18 protein-coding genes are annotated in these 23,096 nt (G+C 60.4%); 8 read left to right on the forward strand and 10 right to left on the reverse strand.

Annotated elements, in window-relative coordinates; genetic code table 11:
• Window positions 1-39: 39 nt before the first annotated feature.
• Window positions 40-1,284 carry an aromatic ring-hydroxylating oxygenase subunit alpha gene (locus PMI09_RS11510; RefSeq protein ID WP_007793249.1) on the reverse strand — a complete coding sequence of 415 codons (1,245 nt, stop codon included), beginning with the start codon at window positions 1,282-1,284 and terminating at the stop codon, window positions 40-42.
• A 415-nt stretch (window positions 1,285-1,699) separates the two neighbouring features.
• Between PMI09_RS11510 and PMI09_RS11515 the strand changes: the two genes are divergently transcribed.
• From PMI09_RS11515 to PMI09_RS11525, 3 genes are all read left to right on the forward strand, one after another.
• The gene (locus tag PMI09_RS11515) at window positions 1,700-2,305 is read left to right on the forward strand and encodes a DUF6656 family protein (RefSeq protein WP_007793251.1); all 606 of its coding nucleotides are present in this window, start codon (window positions 1,700-1,702) and stop codon (window positions 2,303-2,305) included.
• Window positions 2,306-2,385: 80 nt separating this feature from the next.
• Window positions 2,386-3,360: an L-threonylcarbamoyladenylate synthase gene (locus tag PMI09_RS11520; protein WP_007793253.1), complete on the forward strand. Its 975-nt coding sequence runs from the start codon at window positions 2,386-2,388 to the stop codon at window positions 3,358-3,360.
• Window positions 3,361-3,379: 19 nt separating this feature from the next.
• Window positions 3,380-4,807, forward strand: a complete 1,428-nt coding sequence (locus PMI09_RS11525; RefSeq protein ID WP_007793256.1) for an FAD-binding oxidoreductase — start codon at window positions 3,380-3,382, stop codon at window positions 4,805-4,807.
• 15 nt (window positions 4,808-4,822) lie between these two features.
• On the opposite strand, the gene PMI09_RS11530 is transcribed toward PMI09_RS11525, so the two are convergent.
• Entirely contained in the window at window positions 4,823-7,540 is a 2,718-nt protein-coding gene (locus PMI09_RS11530; RefSeq protein WP_007793258.1) for a DUF1217 domain-containing protein, read from the reverse strand.
• A 299-nt stretch (window positions 7,541-7,839) separates the two neighbouring features.
• On the opposite strand from PMI09_RS11530, the gene PMI09_RS11535 reads away from it, so the two are divergent.
• Window positions 7,840-8,406 carry a DUF6101 family protein gene (locus tag PMI09_RS11535; protein ID WP_037082805.1) on the forward strand — a complete coding sequence of 189 codons (567 nt, stop codon included), beginning with the start codon at window positions 7,840-7,842 and terminating at the stop codon, window positions 8,404-8,406.
• Between the two features lie 61 nt (window positions 8,407-8,467).
• Here the strand turns inward: PMI09_RS11535 and ubiA are convergent, their stop codons facing one another.
• The 5 genes from ubiA to PMI09_RS11560 form a co-directional block, all read right to left on the reverse strand.
• Window positions 8,468-9,427 carry a 4-hydroxybenzoate octaprenyltransferase gene (gene ubiA / locus PMI09_RS11540; RefSeq protein WP_007793264.1) on the reverse strand — a complete coding sequence of 320 codons (960 nt, stop codon included), beginning with the start codon at window positions 9,425-9,427 and terminating at the stop codon, window positions 8,468-8,470.
• A 39-nt stretch (window positions 9,428-9,466) separates the two neighbouring features.
• Entirely contained in the window at window positions 9,467-10,186 is a 720-nt protein-coding gene (locus PMI09_RS11545; protein ID WP_007793267.1) for a hypothetical protein, read from the reverse strand.
• A gap of 68 nt (window positions 10,187-10,254) precedes the next feature.
• Window positions 10,255-10,836, reverse strand: a complete 582-nt coding sequence (locus PMI09_RS11550) for a histidine phosphatase family protein (RefSeq protein ID WP_007793271.1) — start codon at window positions 10,834-10,836, stop codon at window positions 10,255-10,257.
• Window positions 10,837-10,894: 58 nt separating this feature from the next.
• Complete coding sequence (locus PMI09_RS11555) at window positions 10,895-12,154, reverse strand: SAM-dependent methyltransferase (RefSeq protein WP_007793274.1); 1,260 nt, start codon at window positions 12,152-12,154, stop codon at window positions 10,895-10,897.
• A gap of 135 nt (window positions 12,155-12,289) precedes the next feature.
• Window positions 12,290-14,599, reverse strand: a complete 2,310-nt coding sequence (locus PMI09_RS11560; protein ID WP_007793277.1) for a Tex family protein — start codon at window positions 14,597-14,599, stop codon at window positions 12,290-12,292.
• A gap of 202 nt (window positions 14,600-14,801) precedes the next feature.
• Here PMI09_RS11560 and glyS point away from each other — a divergent pair, with 202 nt between their 5' ends.
• Window positions 14,802-17,030 (forward strand): glycine--tRNA ligase subunit beta, encoded by a 2,229-nt coding sequence (gene glyS / locus PMI09_RS11570; RefSeq protein ID WP_007793280.1) that lies wholly within the window; start codon window positions 14,802-14,804, stop codon window positions 17,028-17,030.
• Window positions 17,031-17,141: 111 nt separating this feature from the next.
• On the opposite strand, the gene PMI09_RS11575 is transcribed toward glyS, so the two are convergent.
• The gene (locus PMI09_RS11575; protein ID WP_007793284.1) at window positions 17,142-17,582 is read right to left on the reverse strand and encodes a YqaA family protein; all 441 of its coding nucleotides are present in this window, start codon (window positions 17,580-17,582) and stop codon (window positions 17,142-17,144) included.
• A 96-nt stretch (window positions 17,583-17,678) separates the two neighbouring features.
• Here PMI09_RS11575 and PMI09_RS11580 point away from each other — a divergent pair, with 96 nt between their 5' ends.
• The gene (locus PMI09_RS11580; RefSeq protein WP_007793286.1) at window positions 17,679-18,185 is read left to right on the forward strand and encodes a DUF523 domain-containing protein; all 507 of its coding nucleotides are present in this window, start codon (window positions 17,679-17,681) and stop codon (window positions 18,183-18,185) included.
• Window positions 18,186-18,261: 76 nt separating this feature from the next.
• Here the strand turns inward: PMI09_RS11580 and PMI09_RS11585 are convergent, their stop codons facing one another.
• Window positions 18,262-20,079, reverse strand: a complete 1,818-nt coding sequence (locus tag PMI09_RS11585; protein WP_007793289.1) for a methyl-accepting chemotaxis protein — start codon at window positions 20,077-20,079, stop codon at window positions 18,262-18,264.
• Window positions 20,080-20,494: 415 nt separating this feature from the next.
• Here PMI09_RS11585 and PMI09_RS11590 point away from each other — a divergent pair, with 415 nt between their 5' ends.
• Window positions 20,495-22,030, forward strand: a complete 1,536-nt coding sequence (locus PMI09_RS11590) for a winged helix-turn-helix domain-containing tetratricopeptide repeat protein (RefSeq protein ID WP_007793292.1) — start codon at window positions 20,495-20,497, stop codon at window positions 22,028-22,030.
• Between the two features lie 114 nt (window positions 22,031-22,144).
• Window positions 22,145-22,378: a hypothetical protein gene (locus tag PMI09_RS11595; RefSeq protein WP_007793296.1), complete on the forward strand. Its 234-nt coding sequence runs from the start codon at window positions 22,145-22,147 to the stop codon at window positions 22,376-22,378.
• Between the two features lie 106 nt (window positions 22,379-22,484).
• Here PMI09_RS11595 and PMI09_RS11600 read toward each other — a convergent pair whose 3' ends face one another.
• Window positions 22,485-22,949 (reverse strand): plant virulence effector HPE1-like domain-containing protein, encoded by a 465-nt coding sequence (locus PMI09_RS11600; RefSeq protein WP_007793300.1) that lies wholly within the window; start codon window positions 22,947-22,949, stop codon window positions 22,485-22,487.
• Window positions 22,950-23,096 lie beyond the last annotated feature (147 nt).

Consider the following 23,096-nt stretch of genomic DNA (forward strand, 5'->3'; position numbering starts at 1 on the left):
TCTCAGAGAGCGGGGCCACTTGGGAGGGAGTCCTTTGGATCAGGCGACGACTGAGAGCTTCGCCTGATCGCCCTGCAGGCGATTGACCATGAAGTGTGAATACCATTCGAGGAACTGCATGACGCCGCCCTCGTGCAGCATCGAATAAGGGCCAGGCTCGTAGGCCGGCGAATGGATGCCGAAAGCGTTCTCTTCGACGATACGGCGATCCTGATCGTTGGTTTCGGTCCAGACGTGGGTGAGCTCGGCCAGATCGTAGTCGACGCCCTCGACGGCATCCTTGTGCACAAGCCACTTGGTCGTAACGGCCGTTTCGTTAGCGCTGAGCGGCAGCACGCGGAAGGAGATCGCGTGGTCGCCGAGAATGTGGTTCCAGGTCGTCGGGTAGTGGAACAGCAGCATCGTACCGATGCGATCGATCGTCACGTCCTCCGAAAGAGGCCGCTTGACGGCGCGCTTGCCGGACATGGTGTAGCTCTCGGCATCCTCGATCAAAGGCATGCGGGCCGTGCGGAACTGGCCATCCGGAGAAATCTGGAACTTGCTCGGCAGTCCGGCCGCCTCGCAGCGCGACCAGTGACCGGCGATCTCGGGATCGTCGGCACCACCGTCCGTGCCCGTGACGCTCGGCGCTTCAGGGTAAGTACGGCAAAGCTCGGGATGATTGGCCGCACAGTGATAGCATTCGCGGTTGTTTTCCCAGACGAGCTTCCAGTTGCCCTTTTCGATGATCGTGCTCTGGAAGGCGACCTTTGCCTCGCTCAAATGATGTGGCAGCATGTAAGGAGCCACCATGTCGCGCACCGGCTGGAAATCCGGCGCGTTCTGGGCGAGACAGATGAAGATGTAGCCACCGAAGCTCTCGCAATGAACCGGCTTCAGGCCGTAGCCGCTCTTGTCGAAATCATCGCCCATGTGGCGAGCGAAGGCGAGCTTGCCATCGAGATCGTAGGCCCACTGGTGATAGGGGCAGACGAGGCGAACCGAGGAACCGTGCTCCTTGGTGCAGACGCGCGAACCGCGATGGCGACAGCTGTTGTGGAAGGCGCGGATGACGTTGTCGCGGCCGCGAACGATGACGACAGGATAGTCGCCGATCTGAACGGTGAAATAGGCTCCTGGCTTCGGCAACTCGCAGTCATGGCCCATGAACAGCCAATCGCGGTAGTAGATCATTTCCATATCGAGCTTGAAGTAGTCCTCGTCGATATAGAAGGGCTGCTCGAGACTGAAGCCTTCCCGCCGGGTCTTGAGTTGCCGCAATACGTTGCTGCGAATATCCATCTGCATATCCTCGTATGGTGGGGCCGCCGCTTGATCGAAGGCGAAAGCCGCCGGAAGCTTCGCTCCCTCTCCGTCAGGAGACTTTCTTGAAAGACATTTAAACACCGCTGGCGCGCGGCGTTTGGTTGTAAAGCGACATTGGCTTCGAAAATGACGACAGGCGACAAAGGAGTGCGGAATCGAACACGGCTCCAACCTACAAATGCTTCATTCTCGGCAAGTAAGGCCAATTACGACATCGACGCAACCCAATTCATGCTTGGGCTTTCAGCACGGCATCGCCACGGTTATCGTATTTGCGACGTGACGGCCAATGAACTAGGTCCTCCAATCTGCGGACGGCAATCATGCTTAATCTACCATTAAGCATGATTGCCTATCCTTGCCGCATCAGACATGCATGCGGATATCCACCATGGCGAAGCTTCGCTATTTCGACGCCAGCAACAGCAATGCACGCAACGCGGCACCGGTCGCCTCGCATTCCGAATTTCTGCGCACGGGAAAGATCACGCGCACCCGGGCGCACTGGCTCGCCGAGGAACGGCGCTACCTCACGCATGACGAAGTCGCGGAGAGGACGGGCCGCAAGCTGGAGACAGCCGGCGCCAGAACGCATCAACATATCAATGGCTTTCACCACTCGATCCAGTTTCCAAAGATGCTGTTTCATCGGACGCTGGAGGACAGCCCGCATCTCGGCTACTGCCATGTGACGGCGGCGCGGACGAAATTCGCCCGCTACGAGGAAGTCAGCTGGGCGTTCTACATCGCGAATTTCTACGCCGACATCGGCGACAACGACAATTTCTTCCAGAAGATCGATGTCAAGTATTCGCGCATGTACTTCGCCGTCGCCATTAAGCCGGGCGAACATACGCCCGAAAGGATGACGATCGACCGCTCGGTGCGGGGCAACGGCCTGCTCTTCCGGACCGACGATCCGCAAATCGCCATCAAGAATGTGCTGCTGCTTGGCGCACGCAACGAGCAGCTGCGCGAGATCATTCGCCAGCTCTGATCGGCATCATCGGCCCGCTCTGATATTGATCCAATCGCCGGGAAGGCATAAGGACTGCCGGACAGCAATCCGGACAGCGCATGGCACGATCGATCGACATCACAAAGGACAGGCAGCAGGCTATCGAAGCCGGTTGTGCGGTACTTGGCGACGGATTCCCGATCGCAATCCCGACGGAGACCGTCTACGGGCTCGCCGCCGATGCCACCAATCCGGTTGCGATCGCCCATATTTACGAGACCAAGGGCCGCCCGCGCTTCAACCCGCTCATCTGCCACATGGCCGATCTTGCCATGGCCGAAAGACACGCGGAGTTCGACCCCGTTTCGCGCGCGCTGGCCGAAGCCTTCTGGCCCGGCCCGCTCACGCTCGTGCTGCCGCTGAAACCCGAGAGCGCCATTCATTCGCTGGCAACTGCGGGTCTCGATACCGTCGGCATCCGCGTACCGAAGGGGTTTGCAGGCGAATTGATCCGCGCCTTCGGGCGGCCGCTCGCCGCGCCCAGCGCCAATACGTCGGGCAAGATCAGTGCAACGAGCGCTGCCCATGTCGACGCCGATCTCGGCGAGCGCATCAAGCTGATCCTCGATGCCGGCGCCAGCACCGTCGGTGTCGAGTCCACGATCGTCAAGGTCGAGGGCGGCAAAGTCCGGCTCCTTAGACCAGGCGGGTTGCCGGCCTCCGAGATCGAACGCGTGGCCGGTCAGAAGCTTCTGAGATCTCGGAAGGCGTCTGCTGCCATCGAGGCGCCCGGGATGTTGGCGTCGCACTATGCGCCTGGCGCAAGTGTCCGCTTGGACGCGACGCATGTCGATTCCACCGAGGCATTAATTGCCTTCGGCAAGACCTCCGTTGCCGGCGCCGATGATGCAAAGATCGTGCTCAATCTCAGCCGCGACGGGGATCTTGCCGAGGCAGCGGCCAATCTGTTCGACTATATGAAGAGGGCCGATGCCAGCGGCGCCTCGACGATCGCCTTTTCAGCCATCCCCGACGAAGGACTTGGCGAGGCAATTAACGACCGGCTGCGCCGCGCTGCCGCGCCACGCGAATAGCGAAAAGGACCACGTTTCGATGAGCAGCGTTTCTCCCGAACTTCTCGACCGCGTCGCCGCCATCGTCGGCGAGAAACACGCGCTTCGCAGCGAGGCGGATCTCGCGCCGCATCTCATCGAAAACCGCGGCCTTTACCATGGCTCCTCGCCTCTCCTTCTGAAGCCCGGCTCCGTCGAAGAAGTGTCGGCGATCCTGAAGCTCGCAACCGAGACCGGAACTGCCGTCGTGCCGCAAACGGGCAACACGGGTCTCGTCGGCGGCCAGACGCCGCGCGAGGGCAAGTCCGACATCATAATTTCGCTCGAACGCATGAACAAGGTTCGGGATGTCGATCCGGTAGCCAACATTCTGGTCGCCGATGGCGGCGCGATCCTCGCAGACGTGCAGAAGGCCGCAGAGGCGCACGGCAGGCTGTTTCCGTTGTCCCTTGGCTCCGAGGGCTCGTGCCGGATCGGCGGCAATCTCTCGACGAATGCCGGCGGTACCGCCGTGCTTGCCTATGGCAACATGCGCCAGCTCTGCCTCGGCCTCGAGGTCGTGCTGCCCACCGGCGAAATCTGGAACGGACTGCGTCGCCTCAAGAAGGACAACACCGGCTACGATCTGCGCGACCTCTTCATCGGCGCTGAAGGCACGCTCGGCATCATCACCGGCGCGGTGCTGAAGCTCTTTCCGCAACCGCTTGGCAAGCAGGTCGCGTTCGCGGGCCTTAACTCGGTCGAGGATGCCCTTGCGCTCTTCAACCTGGCGTCCAGCCTTTGCGGCTCCTCGCTGACGGGCTTTGAGCTGATGCCACGCTTCGGCGTCGAGATTACCGCCCGCAACATCGAGGGCGTGCGCGATCCGCTGGAATCGACGCATCCCTGGTATGTCCTAGTCGATATTTCCACGTCCGATTCGGCCGAGACCGCCGAGCGGATGATGACGGCACTGCTTGAGCAGGGCTTCGAAGCCGGGTTGGTTCAGGACGCGGCGGTCGCCTCTTCGGTCGCGCAACAGAAGGCGCTCTGGCATATGCGCGAAAGCATGTCGGACGCACAGAAGCCGGAAGGCGGATCGATCAAGCATGACGTTTCCGTGCCGGTTTCGGCAATCCCGGCCTTCATGCGCGAGGCCGGCGAAGCGGTGATGGCCGCGATGCCCGGCGCCCGCATCTGCGCCTTCGGCCATATGGGCGACGGCAATATTCACTACAACATTTCCCAGCCGATCGGTGCAGACAAGCAGGCCTTTCTGGCGCGCTGGCGCGAGATGAACCACGTCGTCCATGGCTTCGTGCTGGCGCATGGCGGATCGATTTCGGCCGAGCATGGGATCGGTCAGCTGAAGCGCGATGAACTGGCTTCGATCCGCCCGGCGATCGAAATGGACCTGATGCGCAGGATCAAGCGCGCCTTCGACCCGGCCGGCATCATGAACCCTGGCAAGGTCGTCAGCGTCGATTAGAGGTATTCGAGATCGTCAGCTCGACGTGCCGCCGGTCAGAATCGTCAGTGCGGGCGAATTGCTGGAGCTGTTTTGCAGATCGTACATAGCGGTGAAGCGCTTCATCAGCTTGTCGACTTTCTTCGAATCCTGAAGATCGTCGAGATTCACGAACTTCTTCAGAAGATCGACCTGCTTTTCGACATCCATGCTCGAAATGCCGCTCGGCAGGCTATAGGTGGTCGTGATGACCTGGAACAGCGCCTTGTCCCCGAGGATGGTGTAGAGCGAGGTTATGTCGGGCGCCTTGCGGGCAAAATAGAGAGCAAGGCGAACGCCGTCATTGCTTTCACCCTGCTGCGTTTCGAGGGTCTGCTGGAGATAGCTCTGCTGCGTGCGATCCTCGGCGCCGACGTTCTGGACCGCGCCGATCTTGGCGCGGGTCAGGTCGCCCTCGGTATCGAAATTGAAGTCGGCGACGATTTCCTTGAGCTTCGAATCTGCCTTTGTGTTCAGATAGCTCTTCGGATCGGACGGGTCAGACGTGAAGATCTTCCGCAAGGTCTCCTCGTCGTATTTCGTGGGGTCGAGACCGTTCGCCTTCAGCACGAAGCTTGTTAGCTTGTCATTCGTCAGGAAATCGTCGAGCGACTTTACCTCTGCCATGCCCTTGGCGAAATTGTCGACGGCCGTCGTCGCATCCTTCGAGGCCTTGTCCTTGATCGAGCCGTCGCTCATTCCCATGGTGGCACGCGACTTGTAGTTTGTCGCATACTTGGCCATGACGGCAGGAGAGAGAGCCTGCACTTCCGACGTAATCTTGCCGTCGCTGCCGAAATTGAAGGCGCGGACGAGATTCGTGATGCGCTCGTCCTTGAACGAGGCGACATAACTGTTCGGATCATAGGGGTCGCTCTTCAAAAGCTTGCGCAATGTCGAACGCGGCACGTCCTGCTCCGTCAGCCCATAGGCGCGCAGCGCCATCTGATAGGGGTCAGGCAGGTCGTCGTTCTTCTTATTCAGATCCGCCGTCGCATTGGAGCGGAGGAAATCATCCACCTTCTTGATGTTGTCGTCGCTCATCCGCTCTTTGTAGTTGGCGACGGCAGCGTCGATGGCCTCTTGCTGTGCATCATCATAACGGACCGCATAGCTGTCGGTCGTGTTCATCTGCTGTTCGGCGCTCTGCGGACCGGAGGCCGCCGCGGCTGATCCGTCCGAGGCGAAGCTGAATGCCTGGTTGACGCTGGTAAAGCCCTGAGCGGAGGCAAAGCTTGGATCAGTCAGAATGCTCTTCAGGTCCGCGTCGCTGGTATCGGCAGGCATCCGATACACCGACTTGATGAGGCTTGTAAGCTTCTGATCCGCGATCAGCTGGTCCACGTTGGAGATGGCGCCTATCTTGCTTTGGAAATAGTCAAGGTTGGCATTGGCGCCGGAATTTGTGGAACGCGCCTGCGCAGTGGCCTGCGCAACGCCTTTGTCCGACACCGTGCCATCGGCGAGAAAGTTAAAGGCCGCGTGGACGTTGTCGTAGCCGAGCGTCGAGGCATAGGTCGTGTCCGTGAGCACGCTCTTCAGATCGGCATCGCTCAGCGTCTGCGGCATGCCGTAGGCATCCTTGATGAAGCGCGTCAACCTTGGATCGGCTATCAGATCGTCGACATTCGTAATTGTGACAATCTTGGACTGGTAGTAGCTCGACGCTGCGGACGCCATGTCAGCCATGGCATCGATCTGATCGGAGGTTTGCGCGGTATAGGAGGCAGCGGTGGAATCGATCGTGCCGTCCGCGTTAAAGTTGAACGCGCTGTAGGCTTCACCATAGCCCAACGTATTCGCATAGTTGGAATCGGTCAGCACCAGCTTCAGGGCAGCATTGCTGAGGTCCCCCATGCTGAACGCTGTCTTGATATAGGACGCCAGCCGGCTATCCGCTACTAGGTCGGAGACATTTGTGATCGTTCCGATCTTGGACAGGTAGTAGGCCTTGTTATAGTCGGCGGCCGCCGGCGTCGCGATTGACGGAACAGTCAGATTGTACTGCTCCATTACAGCATTCTTCTGCGCAGTCGTCTGAGCAGCACCACTGACCGTGCCATCGGCGTTGAAATTGAATTGCGCAGCAAGCGCCTTGTATTTGTCGTTGCCGTTGACGTTCACGAAGCTGTTTGGATCGTTGACGTCGCTTGTCAGAACCTGCGTCAGGAAGTCCTTCGAGACGTAGGTCGGGTCAATACCGTAGGCTTTCAGGACATAGGTGCGGACACGACTGTTGCTGACGATGTCGGAAACATCCTGCACCGCGTCGATTGCGTTGCTGTAGTAGTCGGTCTCGGTCGTGGCATTCTTGCTCTCGTCCGCGAAGGACTGTGTGTAGAGACCAATCAGATCGTCTTCCTGGGCGTCGCTCTGCGCATCCGCTGCCGGCGAATTGAAATTGAACGCGGCAGCGAACTCCTTGTATCGCGTATCTGTCAGCTTGTTGGCGAAGCTATCGGCATCGGTGAGATCGCTTTCCAGCACCTTCTTCATGAAGGCCTTGGCGTAAGTCATGTCATCTAGGCCATAGGCCTTCATCGCGTAGCTGTAGAGGCGGTAGTTGCCGAGGAAATCGTCGACGTCTTTGACCTTGTTGATGTTGTCCTTGTAATACTCGGCGTCGCGCTTGACCGTTGCCTGGGCGGCAACCCGATCCAGGCTCTGCTTCATGTTCCCCGACAGTATGTTGTAGGCCATCGAAGCAGAGATCATAACGCGCCCTTTTCCGGCAAAGTCTTCAAAGTATGACAGATTGGTTCTGCGCTATTTTGCGATAAAAAGCTTACCCGAGACTTACCCATCCTGCGTTGCAATATGGCACAGCCGGCGTTCACCCTCCGGAAACCTTGCCGGCTTCGGTTTTGATAACCATCCAGGGAGGCAAAGTTTTCTTAACCGCGATTTTTAAGCTGTCCGGAACAGGCGCCGCCTATTGTCGAGCCATAGAGGGCGAAAAGCCCCGAGGAGAAGACCGGAAACCGGCTCTCAGGTAAGACAAGGGTAGAATGAACATGAACAACACCGTTATGAAGCCCGTATGGGCTGGAACGACACTGCGTCTCGATCCGTCTCGCTTTCCCCAGCAGGTTAGCTACGCCATCCACGACTCCTCAAGTGACGTCAGCATAACGATCGACGAACGTGGCGCTATCCTGCGCAAGGTTCTTCCCTCAAGCGGCCTACCGCTTTCGATCGCACTTCCCAAGCGCGCCTTCAAGGGCGTTGCCGCCCGCGCCATTGACCACGGCAACGGCGAAGTGACCGTAACACTGGAGCTTCACCACGAAGATCCGGAGCTCTGCGTACCGCTGCTGGTCGCTCACGACCTCGCGGATATCGCTGCCGATTGGCGCAGTTGGTCGGAAGCCTTCCGCATTCCGATGCTGATGGTCGAGGCCGACGGCGTCGCACGTCCGCTCGAAGAACATCTCGGCGACCTACGCACCAGCGCCTTGAAGCCACGGCGCCGCCACTCCTACTTCGCCAATCGCCGCCCGCGCTTCCTCGTGCGCCGCACGACCGGAAAGCTCGGCGTCGCCATGAAGATCGAAGGCAAGGAAATTATCGCCCGCAGCTAAGCGGCGCGCCGTTTCAGATTATCAATGCCCGGCCGCTGTGCCGGGCATTGTCGTTTCCGCCTCAGGGCAGTACGAAAAGAAGAGAAAGAAAGAGGCCGAGGAAAATGATCAGACCAACGCGATTGTTGGACTTGAACAATGCCAGGCACTGATCGCCGTCGCTGATATCCAGCGTTACGATTTGCCAGGCAAACATGCCGGCAGCAATGAGCAGGCCGAGATAGGCAAACAGGCCGACGCCCGCAACCAGGAAGGCGCAGAAGGCGAGCACGAGCGTCAGGCCATAGAGACCGACGAGCCACTGTTTCGTCTTGTCGCCGAATAGCCGCGCGGTGGAACGAACGCCGATCAGCTCATCGTCTTCCTTGTCCTGATGGGCGTAAATCGTGTCGTAACCGATCGTCCAGACCACCGAGGCGACGTAGAGGAGGATCGGCGCCAGCGAAAGGCTGCCAAAGATCGCCGCCCAACCCATCAAAGCGCCCCAGGAAAAGGCAAGGCCGAGGAAGAATTGCGGCCAGTCCGTGAAGCGCTTGGCAAAGGGATAAAGCGCTACGATGGCGAGCGAAACGACGCCGAGGATGACCGAGAACCAGTTAAGCTGTAGAACGACCAGCAGCCCAACCAGCGCCTGCAGGACGATGAACATCTTGGCCTGCGTGCGCGTCACGCGGCCGGATGGCAGCGGCCGCGAGCGGGTGCGGGCCACTTCCATATCGATTTGGTGATCGACGAGATCGTTATAGGTGCACCCTGCCCCCCGCATCGCAACCGCGCCGATGAAATAAAGTACAAGATGGAAAATCAGCTGGCCGCCGGAAAACTGCCCAATATGGGCGGTCGCATTTGCGGCCATCGCCGCCGACCAGAAACAGGGCCACATCAGGAGCTGCCAGCCAATCGGCCGATCCCACCGCGCAAGCTGCGCATAGGGCCAGAGCCATGGAGGCAGGACCCGATAAACCCAATTGTTCGAAGGCGCATCCGCAACGCGCCCGTTTATTCCGCCGATCTGTTGCATGAAGCCATCTAGCGATCGGTCAAGGTGCGGGTCAAGCCATCATGCGGCCGCAGTGCCAAACTCCGCAGAACCTTGCTCCCCTGAAAGGTAAACGCGGGCAACGACAACTGCGGCATAGCTCACACCGAGCGCCTGAAGAAATGCCGCTGCAGCCGAGATCGCGAGCATGACGACATTCGGTTTCCCATCGACCAACAGCAACGGCGAGGTCCCAAACTGAGACGCAACCACGACAAGCAGTATCGACAGAACCGCCGGCAAAATCATCCCGGCAACAAGCCGACCGGACGTTGGGAAAAATCGTGCTGTGCCGCGCCGGAGAGCATCCACAAGCGTTGTCCCGTGACCGGTGATGCTTGAAGTTGGCCAGGTTCCCAAAAGCGACAAAACCAGTGCATAGGCGACAAACAGAGCGAAAGCGAACAGCAGCACGCTTACAGATACACCTAACTCCGAGGGCAAAAACATGAATATCGGCAGCGAGATGACGAGCGCTCCGATGAGAAGCGCTACCGTCTTGAGAAAGTAAGGAAACATTCGTCCGAAGCCCGCGCGCTTTCCGACCTCCGCAAACGGCGCGGAGTAAATGACCGCCCCCTGAACACACATCGCGACATAACTCCACATGAAGCTCGTCGCTCCACTGGACGTCGTTTTGCCCGAGAGTTCATCGAATATCGAAAGGGCCATGGTACCAATGACGACAACCACGTACATGGACCAGTTTCTGCCGATAATGCTGAATGTCTCGCGTAGCATCCCGCCCTCCCTCGCGCGTCTATACACGCACTCAATCTGAGTCGGGACTGCTCGTCAAAGTCGTATTTCTAGACGCCATTCCATCGTCGGATGACCGGCTCCGTCACATCGTGCTCGTAGCCGAGAACGCTGATGCTTGTCGTGTCCAGGATCAAGCGCGCGCCATTGGCCGGCGGTAGTCCGAGCCAGCGCGCGCCGAGCACGCGCAGGAAATGCGAGCTCGAGAAGATCAGGATGGGGGCATTGGCCTGCCGCAGTCCCGAGATGATCCGATCTGCCCGTGCACCGACATCGCCTGCCGCCTCGCCGCTCGGACACCCGTCGCGAAACAGCTGCCAGCCGGGTCGGCTTGCATGGATTTCCTTGGTGGTGATGCCCTCGTAGGCGCCGTAGTCCCACTCGGCCAGATCGTCCTTGACGATCGCGCCGGCGCCAAAGCCGGAGAGTTCACAGGTGTTGCGGGCACGCTGCGACGGGCTGGACCACACGGCGGCGAAGCTCTTGCCCGCAAGGCGCGGACCGAGCTGGCGCGCCGCTTCCTCGCCGTTTGCCGTCAGAGGAATATCGCTGCGGCCGGTATGTCTTCCAGAAAGGCTCCATTCCGTTTCGCCGTGTCGGACGAGATAGATCTCGGGAAACGCACTGCTCATGTGTCGGTCTCTTTCCAAGAAAGAAAAGGCGCGGTTGGTGCCGCGCCTTCCCGGCTGATCAGAGTATAACCTTTTCGAGCGGCGGACGCGTCGCCTCGAACTCCTTCAGCTTCGCCTCATTCTCCGCAATGTAGTTGCGGTTGTCAGGCGTGGAAAACTGGTTCTTGGAAATCTGGATCTGCATGACGAAGAGTTCGTCCCAGCGGAAGCCGATTTCCGAACCGGCCAGATAGAACTCCCACATGCGGAAGAAGCGCTCATCGTACAGGGCGACGGCTTCCGCCTTGTGGGCGACGAAACGCTCGCGCCAATGGCGGAGCGTTTGGGCGTAGTGAAGCGGCAGCACTTCAACATCGCGCACCAGAAGACCGGCCTTCTCGATCACGGGGATCGTCTCTCCGATCGAGGGAATGTAGCCTTGCGGAAAGATATACTTCTCGATGAAGGCGTTGGTCGCGAAGCTTGGCTTCGGTCGGGCAATGGAATGCAGCAGCATGACGCCGTCATCGGCCAGCAACTCGTGCACTTTCTTGAAGTACTTGTCGAAGTTGCCGATGCCGACATGCTCGAACATGCCGACCGAGACGATGCGATCGAACTTCTGACCGGTCATCGTCCGGTAGTCCTGCAGATCGAAGCGGACACGGTCGGCAAGACCGCGCTGTTTCGAACGCTCGCGCGAGATCTTCAATTGCTCTTCACTGAGCGTGATGCCGGTGACATGAAGGCCGGGCGCGGCTTCCGCCAGATACATGCCCATCCCGCCCCAGCCGGAGCCGATCTCAAGCACGCGCTGGTTCGGTTCTAGCAGGAGCTTGGCGGCGATGTGGCGCTTCTTGGCAACCTGTGCCTCCTCCAGGCTGATGCCCGGTGGGTCGTAGTAGGCGCAGGAATACTGCCAATCCTCGTCGAGGAAGAGTTCGAACAGCCTTTCGGACAGATCGTAGTGGTGCGCCACGTTGCGTTTGTTGCGATTGACCGGCAGACGGCTTTTCAACTGTTGAAGAGCGATGCGGCTGATCAGGAGGGCCGCCATCGGGATATCGAAGATTTCGTTGGTGGTGTTCTGTTTCACCATCTCCAGGAAATCGTAGATGCTGCCGCGTTCAAGAATGAACCGGCCCTCCATGTACATTTCGCCGAGCTTTAGGGTGGGGTCGCGGCGGATCAACTTCTCCGCCTCCTCGTCGGCAACGCGAACAACAACCAGATCACCAGTGCCGTCGCCAACCATATGCGTCTCGCCATTGGCGAGAGTGAGCTTCAGATTACCCTTGCGGATGAGTTTTTTGACGATCGATAAGAAAGCCGACGCCATGAACAAGGCCTCGCAATGTGACAGGATAGTCAGATCAACTTAGTATCTCTCATCCGCCTTACAAGCGCCATAATTCGCACCCCGGCGAGATGGCCTCCGAAGTGTGACATTTTTGCAAATGCTACTGCTAAGCGCTTATTTTCGCTTCATGGCCTCGGCCAGTGCAGCTCCAAAGGCACCTTGGCTCTCCGGTTTTGCCGGGGCTGAGCGCCGGTCGTTCTGACCGCGAACCGGCTGATTTCCACGCGACTCGCCACGCGGCGCCGAAGGTTGCGAACCGTCGTCCTTTCTCATCGACAGACCGATGCGCTTGCGCTTCGCATCGACCTCCACGACGCGAACCTTCACGACATCGCCAGCTTTCACAACTTCGTGAGGATCTTTGACGAAGCGATCGGCGAGCTGGGAAACGTGAACCAATCCGTCCTGATGGACGCCTATGTCGACAAAAGCGCCAAAGGCCGCAACGTTGGTGACCGTGCCTTCCAGCATCATGCCGGGCTGGAGATCCGAGATCTCGTGGACGCCTTCGGCGAAAGTCGCGGTCTTGAAGCTCGGGCGCGGGTCGCGGCCGGGCTTTTCCAACTCGGCGAGAATGTCCTTTACCGTCGGCAGACCGAATTTCTCGTCGATGAACTGCCGCGGATCGACGGCTTTCAGCACCGCGCTGTCGCCCATCAGCGAGCGCAGGTCGCGGCCGCAAGCAGCGACGATCTTCTTGGCGACGCCATAGGCTTCCGGGTGGACCGAGGAGGCGTCGAGCGGCTCCTTGCCATCACGAATGCGCAAGAAGCCGGCGCATTGCTCGAAGGTGCGCTGGCCGAGGCGCGCGACCTTCAGGAGATCGCGGCGCGTCTCGAAGCGGCCTTCGCTGTCGCGGTGCTTGACGATCGCGTCGGCAATCGAGGCACCCAGGCCGGAGACGCGCGACAGCAGCGGCGCGGAGGCAGTGTTGAGATCGACGCCGACGGCATTCACCGCATCTTCGACAACGGCGTCGAGCGAGCGCGACAGCTTTTGTTGGTCGACGTCGTGCTGATACTGGCCGACACCGATCGATTTCGGCTCGATCTTGACGAGCTCCGCCAATGGATCCTGCAGGCGCCGGGCGATGGAGACGGCACCGCGCAACGAGACGTCGAGGTTGGGGAATTCCAACGCTGCCGTTTCCGAGGCGGAATAGACCGAGGCACCGGCTTCCGAGACGATCACCTTGGTCGGTTTGGCACCCGGCAGCTCGGCGAGCATGTCGGCCACCAGCTTCTCGGTCTCGCGGCTCCCGGTCCCGTTGCCAATCGAGATCAGCTCGACATTGTGCTTGCGGATCAGGGAAGCGAGTTCCAACTGCGCGCCGCGCACGTCGTTTCTCGGCTGGAACGGATAGACGGTGGACGTCGCAACCACCTTGCCGGTCGCATCGGTGACAGCGACCTTGACGCCAGTGCGGATGCCTGGATCGAGGCCCATCGTCGGGCGCGAACCGGCGGGTGCTGCCAGCAGCAGATCCTTGAGGTTGCGGGCGAAGACGTGGATCGCCTCTTCTTCGGCGCGCTCGCGAAGCTCGCGCATCAAGTCGAGCGACAGCGACATGGAGAGCTTGACGCGCCAGGTCCAGCTCGCCACCTCCATCAGCCAGCGGTCGCCGGGGCGGCTCGCTGCGATCTCGTAGGCGGTCGCGATCATGCGCTCGACCGGCTTATTGGGCGAGGCGGTTTCGGCATCGGCCTCGATCGTCAGTGTCAGCACTTCCTCGTTCCAGCCGCGCAGCATGGCGAGCGCGCGATGGCCGGGGACAGTGGCCCAGCGTTCGGAATGGTCGAAATAGTCCGAGAACTTCTCGCCTGTCGCCTGCTTGCCGTCCACCACCTTGGCCTTCAGCAAAGCCGCACTGCGCATATGGGCACGCAGCTTGCCGAGGAGGTCCGCATTTTCGGCGATGCCTTCAGCGACGATATCACGCGCGCCTTCGAGTGCCGTCTTCACATCGGGCACATCGGCTGTGATGTAGCCTTCCGCCAGCGTGGCAGGCTCCTTTGAGCGGTCTGCAAGGATTGCTTCCGCCAGCGGCCCGAGGCCACGCTCGCGGGCGATCTCTGCACGGGTGCGGCGCTTTGGCTTATAAGGGAGATAGAGATCTTCCAGCTCGGCCTTGGTGGCGGCACCGGTGATCTTGCGGAGCAGTTCCTCGGTCATCTTGCCCTGGCCGGTGATGGATTCGACGATGGTGTCGCGGCGCGCTTCCAGTTCGCGCAGATAGACCAGCCGCTCCGCCAGATTGCGCAGCTGCGTATCGTCCAACCCGCCCGTCACTTCCTTGCGGTAGCGCGCAATGAAGGGCACGGTCGCGCCCTCGTCGAGCAGCTCGATCGCTGCCTTTGCCTGGTCCGGCCGGGCATTGATTTCGGACGAGATGACAGCGGCGAGCGAGCGGAGGTCAGCGGCCATGAGAATTCCTGCGTTTTACAAAAGTTGCGGGACCATAGCGGCGAAAAACGACAAGGCAATGCCCGACGTCCCTATCCACAGCAACATAGCACGGCTGGCAGCCGTTTTTGCGGTTGTGCAGATGCGGCATTCTTTGCTAGCAGAGGCGACCGTTTTTAGCCCCGCCTTTGTGGCGCCTTCCCCAGAAGGCAAGGAAAGTGACATGCCAGATCTGCTCCTAGAACTCCGCTCCGAAGAGATCCCGGCCCGCCTGCAGCGCAAGGCTGCCGGCGACCTGAAGAAGCTCGTGACCGATGCGCTTGTCGAGGCAGGACTTTCCTACGAGGGTGCGCGTGAATACTGGACACCGCGCCGGCTAACGCTCGACATCCGCGGCCTGACGGCGCGTTCCGCCGATGTGCGCGAAGAGAAGAAGGGGCCCCGCACAGACGCCAACGAGAAGGCGATCGAAGGCTTCCTGCGCGGCGCCGGCCTTTCCTCCATTTCCGAGGCGCAGGTTCAGAGCGATCCGAAGAAGGGCGACTTCTACATCGCCGTTATCTCCAAGCCGGGCCGCGCCGCCGAAGAGATTATCAGCGATGTCATGCCTGGGATCATCCGCGATTTCCCCTGGCCGAAGCCGATGCGCTGGGGCGCGGCCTCTGCTCAGCCCGGCTCGCTACGCTGGGTCCGTCCGTTGCAGTCGATCGTCTGCACCTTCGGCACGGAGCACGAGGAAACAGCCGTCGTTCCGTTTTCAATCGACGGCATCGTTGCCTCAAACGTGACCTATGGTCATCGCTTCCATGCGCCTGAGGCCATCACCGTCAAGCGCTTCGACGACTATGTCGCCAATCTCGAAAAGGCGAAAGTCATTCTCGACGCCGATCGCCGCAAGGACATCATCCTGCACGATGCCCGCGACATCGCCTTTGCGAGCGGCCTGGAACTGGTCGAGGACGAGGGTCTGCTGGAAGAGGTCTCCGGCCTCGTCGAGTGGCCGCAGGTGCTGATGGGAAGCTTCGAGGAGGATTACCTCTCGATCCCGGCCGATATCATCCGGCTCACCATCAAGACGAACCAGAAGTGCTTCGTGACGCGCCCAGTCGGCGGCGACACGCTTTCCTGCAAGTTCATCCTCGTTTCGAACATCCAGGCGAGCGACGGCGGCAAGGAGATCATCCACGGCAACGGCAAGGTCGTACGCGCTCGCCTTTCCGACGCGCTGCACTTCTGGAAGCGCGACCAGGGCAATCTGCCGGATCTGGAAACGCTGGAGGCTTCGGCCGCAAAGTTCAACCTCGACCTTTCCAAGCCGCTCGACCAGCGCATGGCCAAGCTCGACGCGCTCAACGTGACGTTCCATGCCAAGCTTGGAACGCAGGGCGCGCGCGTGGAGCGCATTCGCGCACTGGCGGCCAAGCTCGTGATGCAGATCGGCGCCGACTGCAAGCTGGTCGACCGGGCAGCAGTGCTTGCCAAGGCGGATCTTCGCACTGAGGCGGTTGGCGAGTTTCCGGAACTGCAGGGCCTGATGGGCCGCCGCTATGCGGCACTCCAGGGCGAGGATGCATCGGTCGCAGCAGCGATTGAGGACCACTGGAAGCCGATGGGTCCGACCGACCGCGTTCCGGAGGACAAGGTCGCGATCACTGTCGCGCTCGCCGACAAGCTCGACACGCTGACCGGCTTTTGGGCCATCGACGAGAAGCCGACGGGCTCGAAGGATCCCTTCGCGCTTCGTCGCGCAGCGCTCGGCGTTATCCGCATCCTGCTCGAGCGCAAGGTCCGCATTCCGCTGCTGACGCCGATTGCGTCGCATATCGCGCGGATTGATAGCGATCTCGGCGTGACGAAAGCTGCAGGTACGACGCTCCAAGACGGGGACGACCTTGTCTCACTTGGTGTCGCTGAAAGCGAATCGTCACGCGAACTCGACCTCCTCTCCTTCTTCCATGACCGCCTGAAGGTCTACCTTCGCGATCAGGGCGCGCGCTATGACCTCATCGATGCCGTGGTTACGCTCGAGGCCGACGATCTCTTGATGATTGCCCGTCGCGTCGAGGCGCTGACCGCCTTCATCACGTCGGAGGACGGCAAGAACCTTCTGGTCGGCACCAAGCGCGCCACGCAGATTCTGGCCGCCGAGGAGAAGAAGGGCACGGTGATCGCCGACGGCGTTTCGGAAAACCTGTTCCGGCTCGCCGCTGAGAAGGAGCTCTTCGCCGCGATCAACAAGGCCTCGGCCGAGGCTTCGGCAGCCGTGGACAAGGAAGACTTCCGCTCGGCCATGGAAGCGCTCTCTAGGCTGCGCGCGCCGGTCGACCGCTTCTTCGACGACGTGCTTGTTAACGACGAGGACGCCGCCATTCGCGCCAACCGACTGGCGCTCCTGCGTCTGATCCGCGAGGCAACCGGTACGGTCGCCGACTTCTCGAAAATCTCGGGCTAAGGCGCGCCCGCGCATCTGATGTGACGTGCGGATGGCACCTTAAGATCCGGCGTCATTTGCAGAATTTCCTCCTTGTTCAGATTCTGATTCAAGGATGGAATTCTGCCCGCGTCAGCTCATCACCCCGAGAGTGGCGGCAGCGAGAACGCCGTAACGAACGGTCTTCGCGATAGTCACGAGCAGCAGGAACATCGGGAACGGTTCGCGCAAAACACCGGCAACGATAGTGATGGGATCGCCGATGATCGGCATCCAGCTTAGAAGCAGAGACCACTTGCCATAGCGGTGATACCAGCGCTGCGCTTTGTCGAGCGCGGGCTGGCTGACCGGAAACCAGCGCTTGTCGCGAAATCGTTCGATGCCGACGCCGAGCAGCCAGTTGACGGTCGAGCCGAGAACGTTGCCTGTTGTCTCCACCACGATCAGCGCGAGGACCGGATGCTGCCCGGTGAGGACGAGGCCGACGAGGCCGGCTTCCGACTGCATCGGGAAGATCGTTGCTGCCGCAAAAGCCACCAGGAAAAGGCCGGCATAGACCGCAAGATCGGTCATGCCCTGTCCGCGCGAATCCTTCGCTGCACCCTTTTCCCCTTCCGCACACTTGATGGCGGACTGGAACTATCACGTCCTTGGGGTTATTCCAAAGCCATGGAGAAGATTCTCGTCAGTGCCTGCCTCATGGGCCATCCCGTCCGCTATGACGGCCAATCGAAGCCGCTCGCTCACCCTGCGATAGCGCGGTGGATCGAGGAAGGCAGGCTGGTAACCATCTGTCCCGAGATGTCTGCCGGAATGCCGGTGCCGCGCCCGCCGGCCGAAATCGACGGTGGGGCTGCGGGCGAGGATGTGCTTGCCGGCAACGCCCGCGTCGTCGAGATCACCGGTGGCAATGTGACGGACGAGTTCAGGCAGGCCGCCGAGAACGCCCTGGCGATCGCCACCCAGACCGGCTGCCGCTATGCGCTGCTGATCGACGGCAGCCCTTCTTGTGGCTCGGGCTTCGTCTATGACGGCACGTTCTCCGGGCACAGGCTCGCAGGGAATGGCGTGACAACGGCGCTCCTGAAGCAGGCCGGCATTGGCGTCTACTCTGATCGCGATATCGAGGCGCTTATCGCGCGGCTCGCTGCCGACGAGGCAACGACGGGCGATTGAAAGACCCGATAGCTCCCCTTACGCAAAACGGCCGCCGGATCGCTCCGACGGCCGTTTTCTCGTTTGGTCCTTGACCTCAGGCGGCGCGGCGAACCTGCGCGGCATAATCGTTGCCGCCGCCGACGCGGAAGCCGCGGATCAGGTTGAGGAGCTCGTCTGTATCGTTGGCGAGCGACTCAGCCGATGCAGTAGTCTCCTCCGCCATCGCGGCGTTCTGCTGGGTCGCGGCATCGAGCTGGTTCATCGAGGACGAGATCGAACGCAATGTCGTATCCTGCTCAGAGGCGCTATGGGCGATCTTGGCGACGATCTCGTTGGCGGCCTTGATCTGGTCGGAGATGCGCTTCAGTGCCTCACCGGCTTCGCCGACCAGGCGGACGCCGTGATCGACCTGACCGGACGAACGGGCGATCTGATCCTTGATCTCCTTGGCCGCGGCGGCCGAGCGCTGTGCCAGTTCGCGAACTTCCTGAGCGACGACCGCAAAGCCCTTGCCGGATTCGCCGGCGCGTGCAGCTTCGACGCCAGCGTTCAGCGCCAGCAGGTTCGTCTGGAAGGCGATTTCGTCGATGACGCCGATAATCTTGCCGATTTCGGCAGACGACTTTTCGATGCCGCTCATCGCTTCGATCGCTTCGGAGACCACCGCATCGCTGCGGCTCGCTTCCGTGCTGACGGCATGAACGCGCTTGCTGGCTTCATGGGCGCCGTCAGCGGTCTGACGGACTGCGACGGTCAACTCGTCGAGCGCTGCCGAAGTCTCCTCCAGGCTCGCGGCCTGGCGTTCGGTGCGCTGCGACAGATCGTTGGAGGCACGGCGGATCTCTTCCTTGCTGACGGCGATGTCGCCGCCCTTGGCGGTCACTTTGGCCATCGCGACTTCGAGATGCCCGAGCGCATCGTTGAAGTTCTCGCGGAGGGCAGCGTACTTCTGGCCGAGATCGGCGCAACGGACCGTCAGGTCGCCATGGGCAATCTGCTCCAGCGCCTGACCGATGGTCGAAACGACATGGTTCTGGGCGACCGCTTCCTCGCGCTGCAAGCGCTGACTGTTTTCGCGCTCGCCGTCGAGGGCCATCTGCTGGGCGGCCTCGCGCTCGGACATGGCGTGGCGCTCCCTGACCTTCTGCTGCAGAGACTGCGTCGCCTTGGCCATCATGCCGACTTCGTTGTTCATGTCGGTGTGCGGGATTTTGATGGAGACGTCCTCATCAGCCACCGATTGCAGGGCATTGTGAACGTCCTTCAAGGGGTTTGAAATGCCGCGGATGACCAGGTAGGCAGCCACAATGGCGACGAAGAGTAGGACGATGCTGCTAGCCAATGCGGCCAGGATCGTGTCATCGACTTGGGCATCGAGATCATCCATGTAGACGCCGGTGACGACGACGACCTTCCAGGGGTCGAAGGCCAATGCATATGCCGTCTTGCGAAAATCTCCGGCCGGCTGGCCGGGCTTCGCTGTGGAGTAGTATTCGACGAGACCGCCGCCCTGCTGCCCAAGCTTGACCAGTTCTTCGCGATAGAGCTTGCCTTTGCTGTCCGGCTGCCCCTTGTTGAACTGCCCAACCTTCGAGGCATCGTAGTGGAACATCATCTGGATGTCGTAGCTATAGCCGAAGAAGTAACCATCGGGGTCGTATTTCATGCCGTTGAGCGTAGCGTAGGCCTGCTTCTGGGCCTCTTCCTGGGTCATTGCGCCGGCGGTCACCTTCGCCTGGTACTGCTTGAGAACGGAGACCGCGGACTGAACCTCAGAACGCAGCATATCATAGCGTTCCTTATAGATCGCATTGACCGAGGAGCGAACCTGGATGGTGGTTCCGATTGCAAACGCTACCATCAGGCCAACGACCAGCAAAATAAGCTGTCTGGAAATCTTCAAATTCTTCATCATGCCTCGCAACAGAGCTCGGTTGGGATATCCGGCGCGGTTTCCTACCGCGTATACGAGGGCTGATTGGCCACCCCCTCTTACTGCTGCGAAATTGACATGCGGCTACCGGTCGGCGCTAAAAATGGTCAGTTTATTCTAAGGAATGCTTAACCAGTCTCTACATGTTTCTATGATGATGAAATCGGGAAGTTTCTGAACAAATACAAACAGAAAAATGCGCCCCTATACGTTGGAGTTAGAGTGAAGGAATTGCCAATTTCCAAGTGATGATGGCCCGAAGGATCAAATATAATCAGTGCATTCTTGCAGTTAGCGGAAATTTCGAGTCAGTTGCGCGTCCGCAGGTTGAAACGCACACGCCAGAGCACGTTCTCCAGTTTTCCGCTGGCGGTCGTTAAGCTATATTTCCGGCATGGTTGAGGCTTTGCATGCCTTCGGTGAATTTGTTCTCGATCCCGGCTGCCGCCTGCTGCGGAACGGGCGGGCCGTCGCGCTCGGCCAACGTGGCATCGCCCTTCTTGAAGCGTTGCTTGAAGCCCGTGGGAGCATTGTTTCCAAGGATGTGTTGATGGAGCGTGTCTGGCCCGGAATTGCCGTCGAGGAGAGCAACCTGACCGTGCAGGTCGCGGCGTTGCGCAAGGCGCTTGGCCCTGCACCCGACGGACAGGAATGGATCGCTACCGTGCCGCGCGTCGGCTACCGTTTCATCCGGACGAATGCGGAGGCGAAAGCCGCTGCGACCGCCCCAGAATTGCGGCCGACACTCGCTGTCCTCCCCTTCAGCAATCTCAGCGGCGATCCAAGGCAGGACTATTTTGCCGATGGGATCGTCGATGACATCATTGCGGCACTAAGCCGGTTCCGAAGCTTTGCCGTGGTCGCCCGGGACTGCTCTTTTGCCTACAAGGGCAGTGCAATGGATGTGCGCAAGATCGCCGCCGAACTCGGCGTCAGCTACGTGCTCGAAGGCAGCATCCGACAATCCGGCAATCGGCTGCGTATTGTGGCTGAGCTTGTCGAGCGCCAGAGCAGCACGCACATATGGGCGCAGACTTTCGATGGCACTCTAGACGAGATATTCGACTTTCAGGATCGCATCACCGACAGCGTCGCAATGCTGATCGAACCACTGATCCAAACGGCCGAGATCGAGCGATCACGGCGCGAACGGCCCGGAAGCGTGGCCACCTACGACATCTACCTGCAGGCCCTGGCCAAGATCTCGACCGAAATCGAAGGCGACAATGCGGCCGCCTATGCCCTTCTCATGCAGGGGCTCGCCGCCGAGCCCGACAATGCGCAGCTGCTTGCCCATGCGACATGGGCGCTCGAGCATCGCTACACGATGGGCTGGCCGGCGCTCACCGAGGACGATGTGCAGGCATGTGGCGCACTGGCACGGCGGGCTCTGGAGCACGGCGCCGGCGACGCCATGGTCATGGCCCATTGCGGCGTCGCCTTGATGCAGACGGTGAAGGATTACGATTGGGGTCTCGCGGTTCTGCAAGCGGCGGCCGAATCCAATCCCAACAATCCGATGGCCGTCGTAAGGGCGGGCGTCGGACATCTTCATTGCGGCAATGTCAGCGATGCGCTCAGCCACTTCCACAGGGCCAACCGCCTGACGCCTGGCGACCGAGGCGCGCACTTCTCGCTCTGCGGCATCGCTCACGCCCATATCGTCCTCGGTGAGTACGACCAGGCCCTGGCCTGGGCTTCAAGAGCGCTAGCCAGCAATCCGAATTTCGAGCCAACTCTATGGGTGCTCATTGCTGCGAGCGCGCATCTCGGGCGCATGGAGGAAGCCCAGCGGCACGTCGCGGCCTTGAAACGACGGACGCCTGATATCACGATTGAACGCATCCGCGCCGGTCAAGCGGGCAAATATCCGGATCGCATCGCTGCCGTCCTTGACGGGCTGAGAATAGCGGGTGTCCCGGAACGCTAGGGCCTGACCCTAGTTTCGGATCGTTTCGGAACTTTTCCTTGAGCGTTTCAGGACCGGAATGGCTCATCCGGCAGAGACTGCTTCCCACAGCAAAGCCGCAAGTGGGAGACGGCCATGATAACGACGCTGACCATCCTTTCCCTCGATCAGGGACGTATCTACTCCCCTCCGCCTGAGCCAGTTCCAGAACAGACGGCTATCGAAGGCGAAGTTGGAGCGTCCGCCGTTGCGGAGGCGCAGGGCACTCAGCACTATCTGCGGCGGGCGAACGTTTCGACAGGATTGCAGGCCCTTGCACGTCTGCTTGCGCCGACCTTTGGAAGCACACCAGCCGGCAAGGCCCATTAGAGACGAAAAATGCGTCCCTGCTTCTCTCAGGGACGCATTTTATCCCCCGCGAGGGGTGGACCCGGTCGACCGAAACTTTGGTCAGGCTGGGGCAGGGAACTGGAGATCAGAACCGAAGTTCAAACTTGGAAACGTCGAGCGGGGCCGTTTGTTCCTTCGGCGCATCTGCCATGCCTGCCGCGATCGGCTTGACGTCGCCACCGATGACCGCAGCCGTCGTCGAGGCGCGGTCGATGTTGTCGGACGGCTGTGTAGCGGCCGTCATGGACACGGCCGGAGCCTTGGTTACGAAAACGACGGGTGACCCGCCCATCCAGCCTTCGGTGCGATAGAGCTTCTTCTCGCCGTTCACGTCGCGTATCTCAGAGGATTGCAGCGAGCCGGGTGTCAGGGTCGGGACGGTGTAGTCCTTCTTGCGCTCGACAGATTCGAGCGGCGGGCAACTTTGGCAGCTTTCCTGGCTGATGCTCCCGCCATTGGTGCGCGTGTCCTTGCCGACCACCTCGATCGAAGAGGCGCAGGCGGAACCCGCGGCAAACACAGCTATCGCAGCAAAGAAGACCTGACGCATGGAACACTCCCTCTCACGTTGAGAAGAGACTAGCGCGCTCTTGTTTCCATCCCGTCAGGGGAAAGGGTAAAAATTTAGGGAACTGACCCGATTTCGCGTTTTGCTCACGCCTTTTCGCGCTGTTCGGTAGATCCTATGAGGAGGGTG

It is taken from the genome of Rhizobium sp. CF122, from assembly GCF_000282035.1.
Taxonomy (GTDB): Bacteria; Pseudomonadota; Alphaproteobacteria; order Rhizobiales; family Rhizobiaceae; genus Rhizobium.

Excerpts from the sequence above, each read along its gene's own strand:
- PMI09_RS11510 (WP_007793249.1), bottom strand. The coding sequence starts at position 1,284 with ATGGATATTCGCAGCAACGTATTGCGGCAACTCAAGACCCGGCGGGAA.
- PMI09_RS11515 (WP_007793251.1), top strand. The coding sequence starts at position 1,700 with ATGGCGAAGCTTCGCTATTTCGACGCCAGCAACAGCAATGCACGCAAC.
- PMI09_RS11520 (WP_007793253.1), top strand. The coding sequence starts at position 2,386 with ATGGCACGATCGATCGACATCACAAAGGACAGGCAGCAGGCTATCGAA.
- PMI09_RS11525 (WP_007793256.1), top strand. The coding sequence starts at position 3,380 with ATGAGCAGCGTTTCTCCCGAACTTCTCGACCGCGTCGCCGCCATCGTC.
- PMI09_RS11530 (WP_007793258.1), bottom strand. The coding sequence starts at position 7,540 with ATGATCTCTGCTTCGATGGCCTACAACATACTGTCGGGGAACATGAAG.
- PMI09_RS11535 (WP_037082805.1), top strand. The coding sequence starts at position 7,840 with ATGAACAACACCGTTATGAAGCCCGTATGGGCTGGAACGACACTGCGT.
- ubiA (WP_007793264.1), bottom strand. The coding sequence starts at position 9,427 with ATGCAACAGATCGGCGGAATAAACGGGCGCGTTGCGGATGCGCCTTCG.
- PMI09_RS11545 (WP_007793267.1), bottom strand. The coding sequence starts at position 10,186 with ATGCTACGCGAGACATTCAGCATTATCGGCAGAAACTGGTCCATGTAC.
- PMI09_RS11550 (WP_007793271.1), bottom strand. The coding sequence starts at position 10,836 with ATGAGCAGTGCGTTTCCCGAGATCTATCTCGTCCGACACGGCGAAACG.
- PMI09_RS11555 (WP_007793274.1), bottom strand. The coding sequence starts at position 12,154 with ATGGCGTCGGCTTTCTTATCGATCGTCAAAAAACTCATCCGCAAGGGT.
- PMI09_RS11560 (WP_007793277.1), bottom strand. The coding sequence starts at position 14,599 with ATGGCCGCTGACCTCCGCTCGCTCGCCGCTGTCATCTCGTCCGAAATC.
- glyS (WP_007793280.1), top strand. The coding sequence starts at position 14,802 with ATGCCAGATCTGCTCCTAGAACTCCGCTCCGAAGAGATCCCGGCCCGC.
- PMI09_RS11575 (WP_007793284.1), bottom strand. The coding sequence starts at position 17,582 with ATGACCGATCTTGCGGTCTATGCCGGCCTTTTCCTGGTGGCTTTTGCG.
- PMI09_RS11580 (WP_007793286.1), top strand. The coding sequence starts at position 17,679 with ATGGAGAAGATTCTCGTCAGTGCCTGCCTCATGGGCCATCCCGTCCGC.
- PMI09_RS11585 (WP_007793289.1), bottom strand. The coding sequence starts at position 20,079 with ATGAAGAATTTGAAGATTTCCAGACAGCTTATTTTGCTGGTCGTTGGC.
- PMI09_RS11590 (WP_007793292.1), top strand. The coding sequence starts at position 20,495 with ATGGTTGAGGCTTTGCATGCCTTCGGTGAATTTGTTCTCGATCCCGGC.
- PMI09_RS11595 (WP_007793296.1), top strand. The coding sequence starts at position 22,145 with ATGATAACGACGCTGACCATCCTTTCCCTCGATCAGGGACGTATCTAC.
- PMI09_RS11600 (WP_007793300.1), bottom strand. The coding sequence starts at position 22,949 with ATGCGTCAGGTCTTCTTTGCTGCGATAGCTGTGTTTGCCGCGGGTTCC.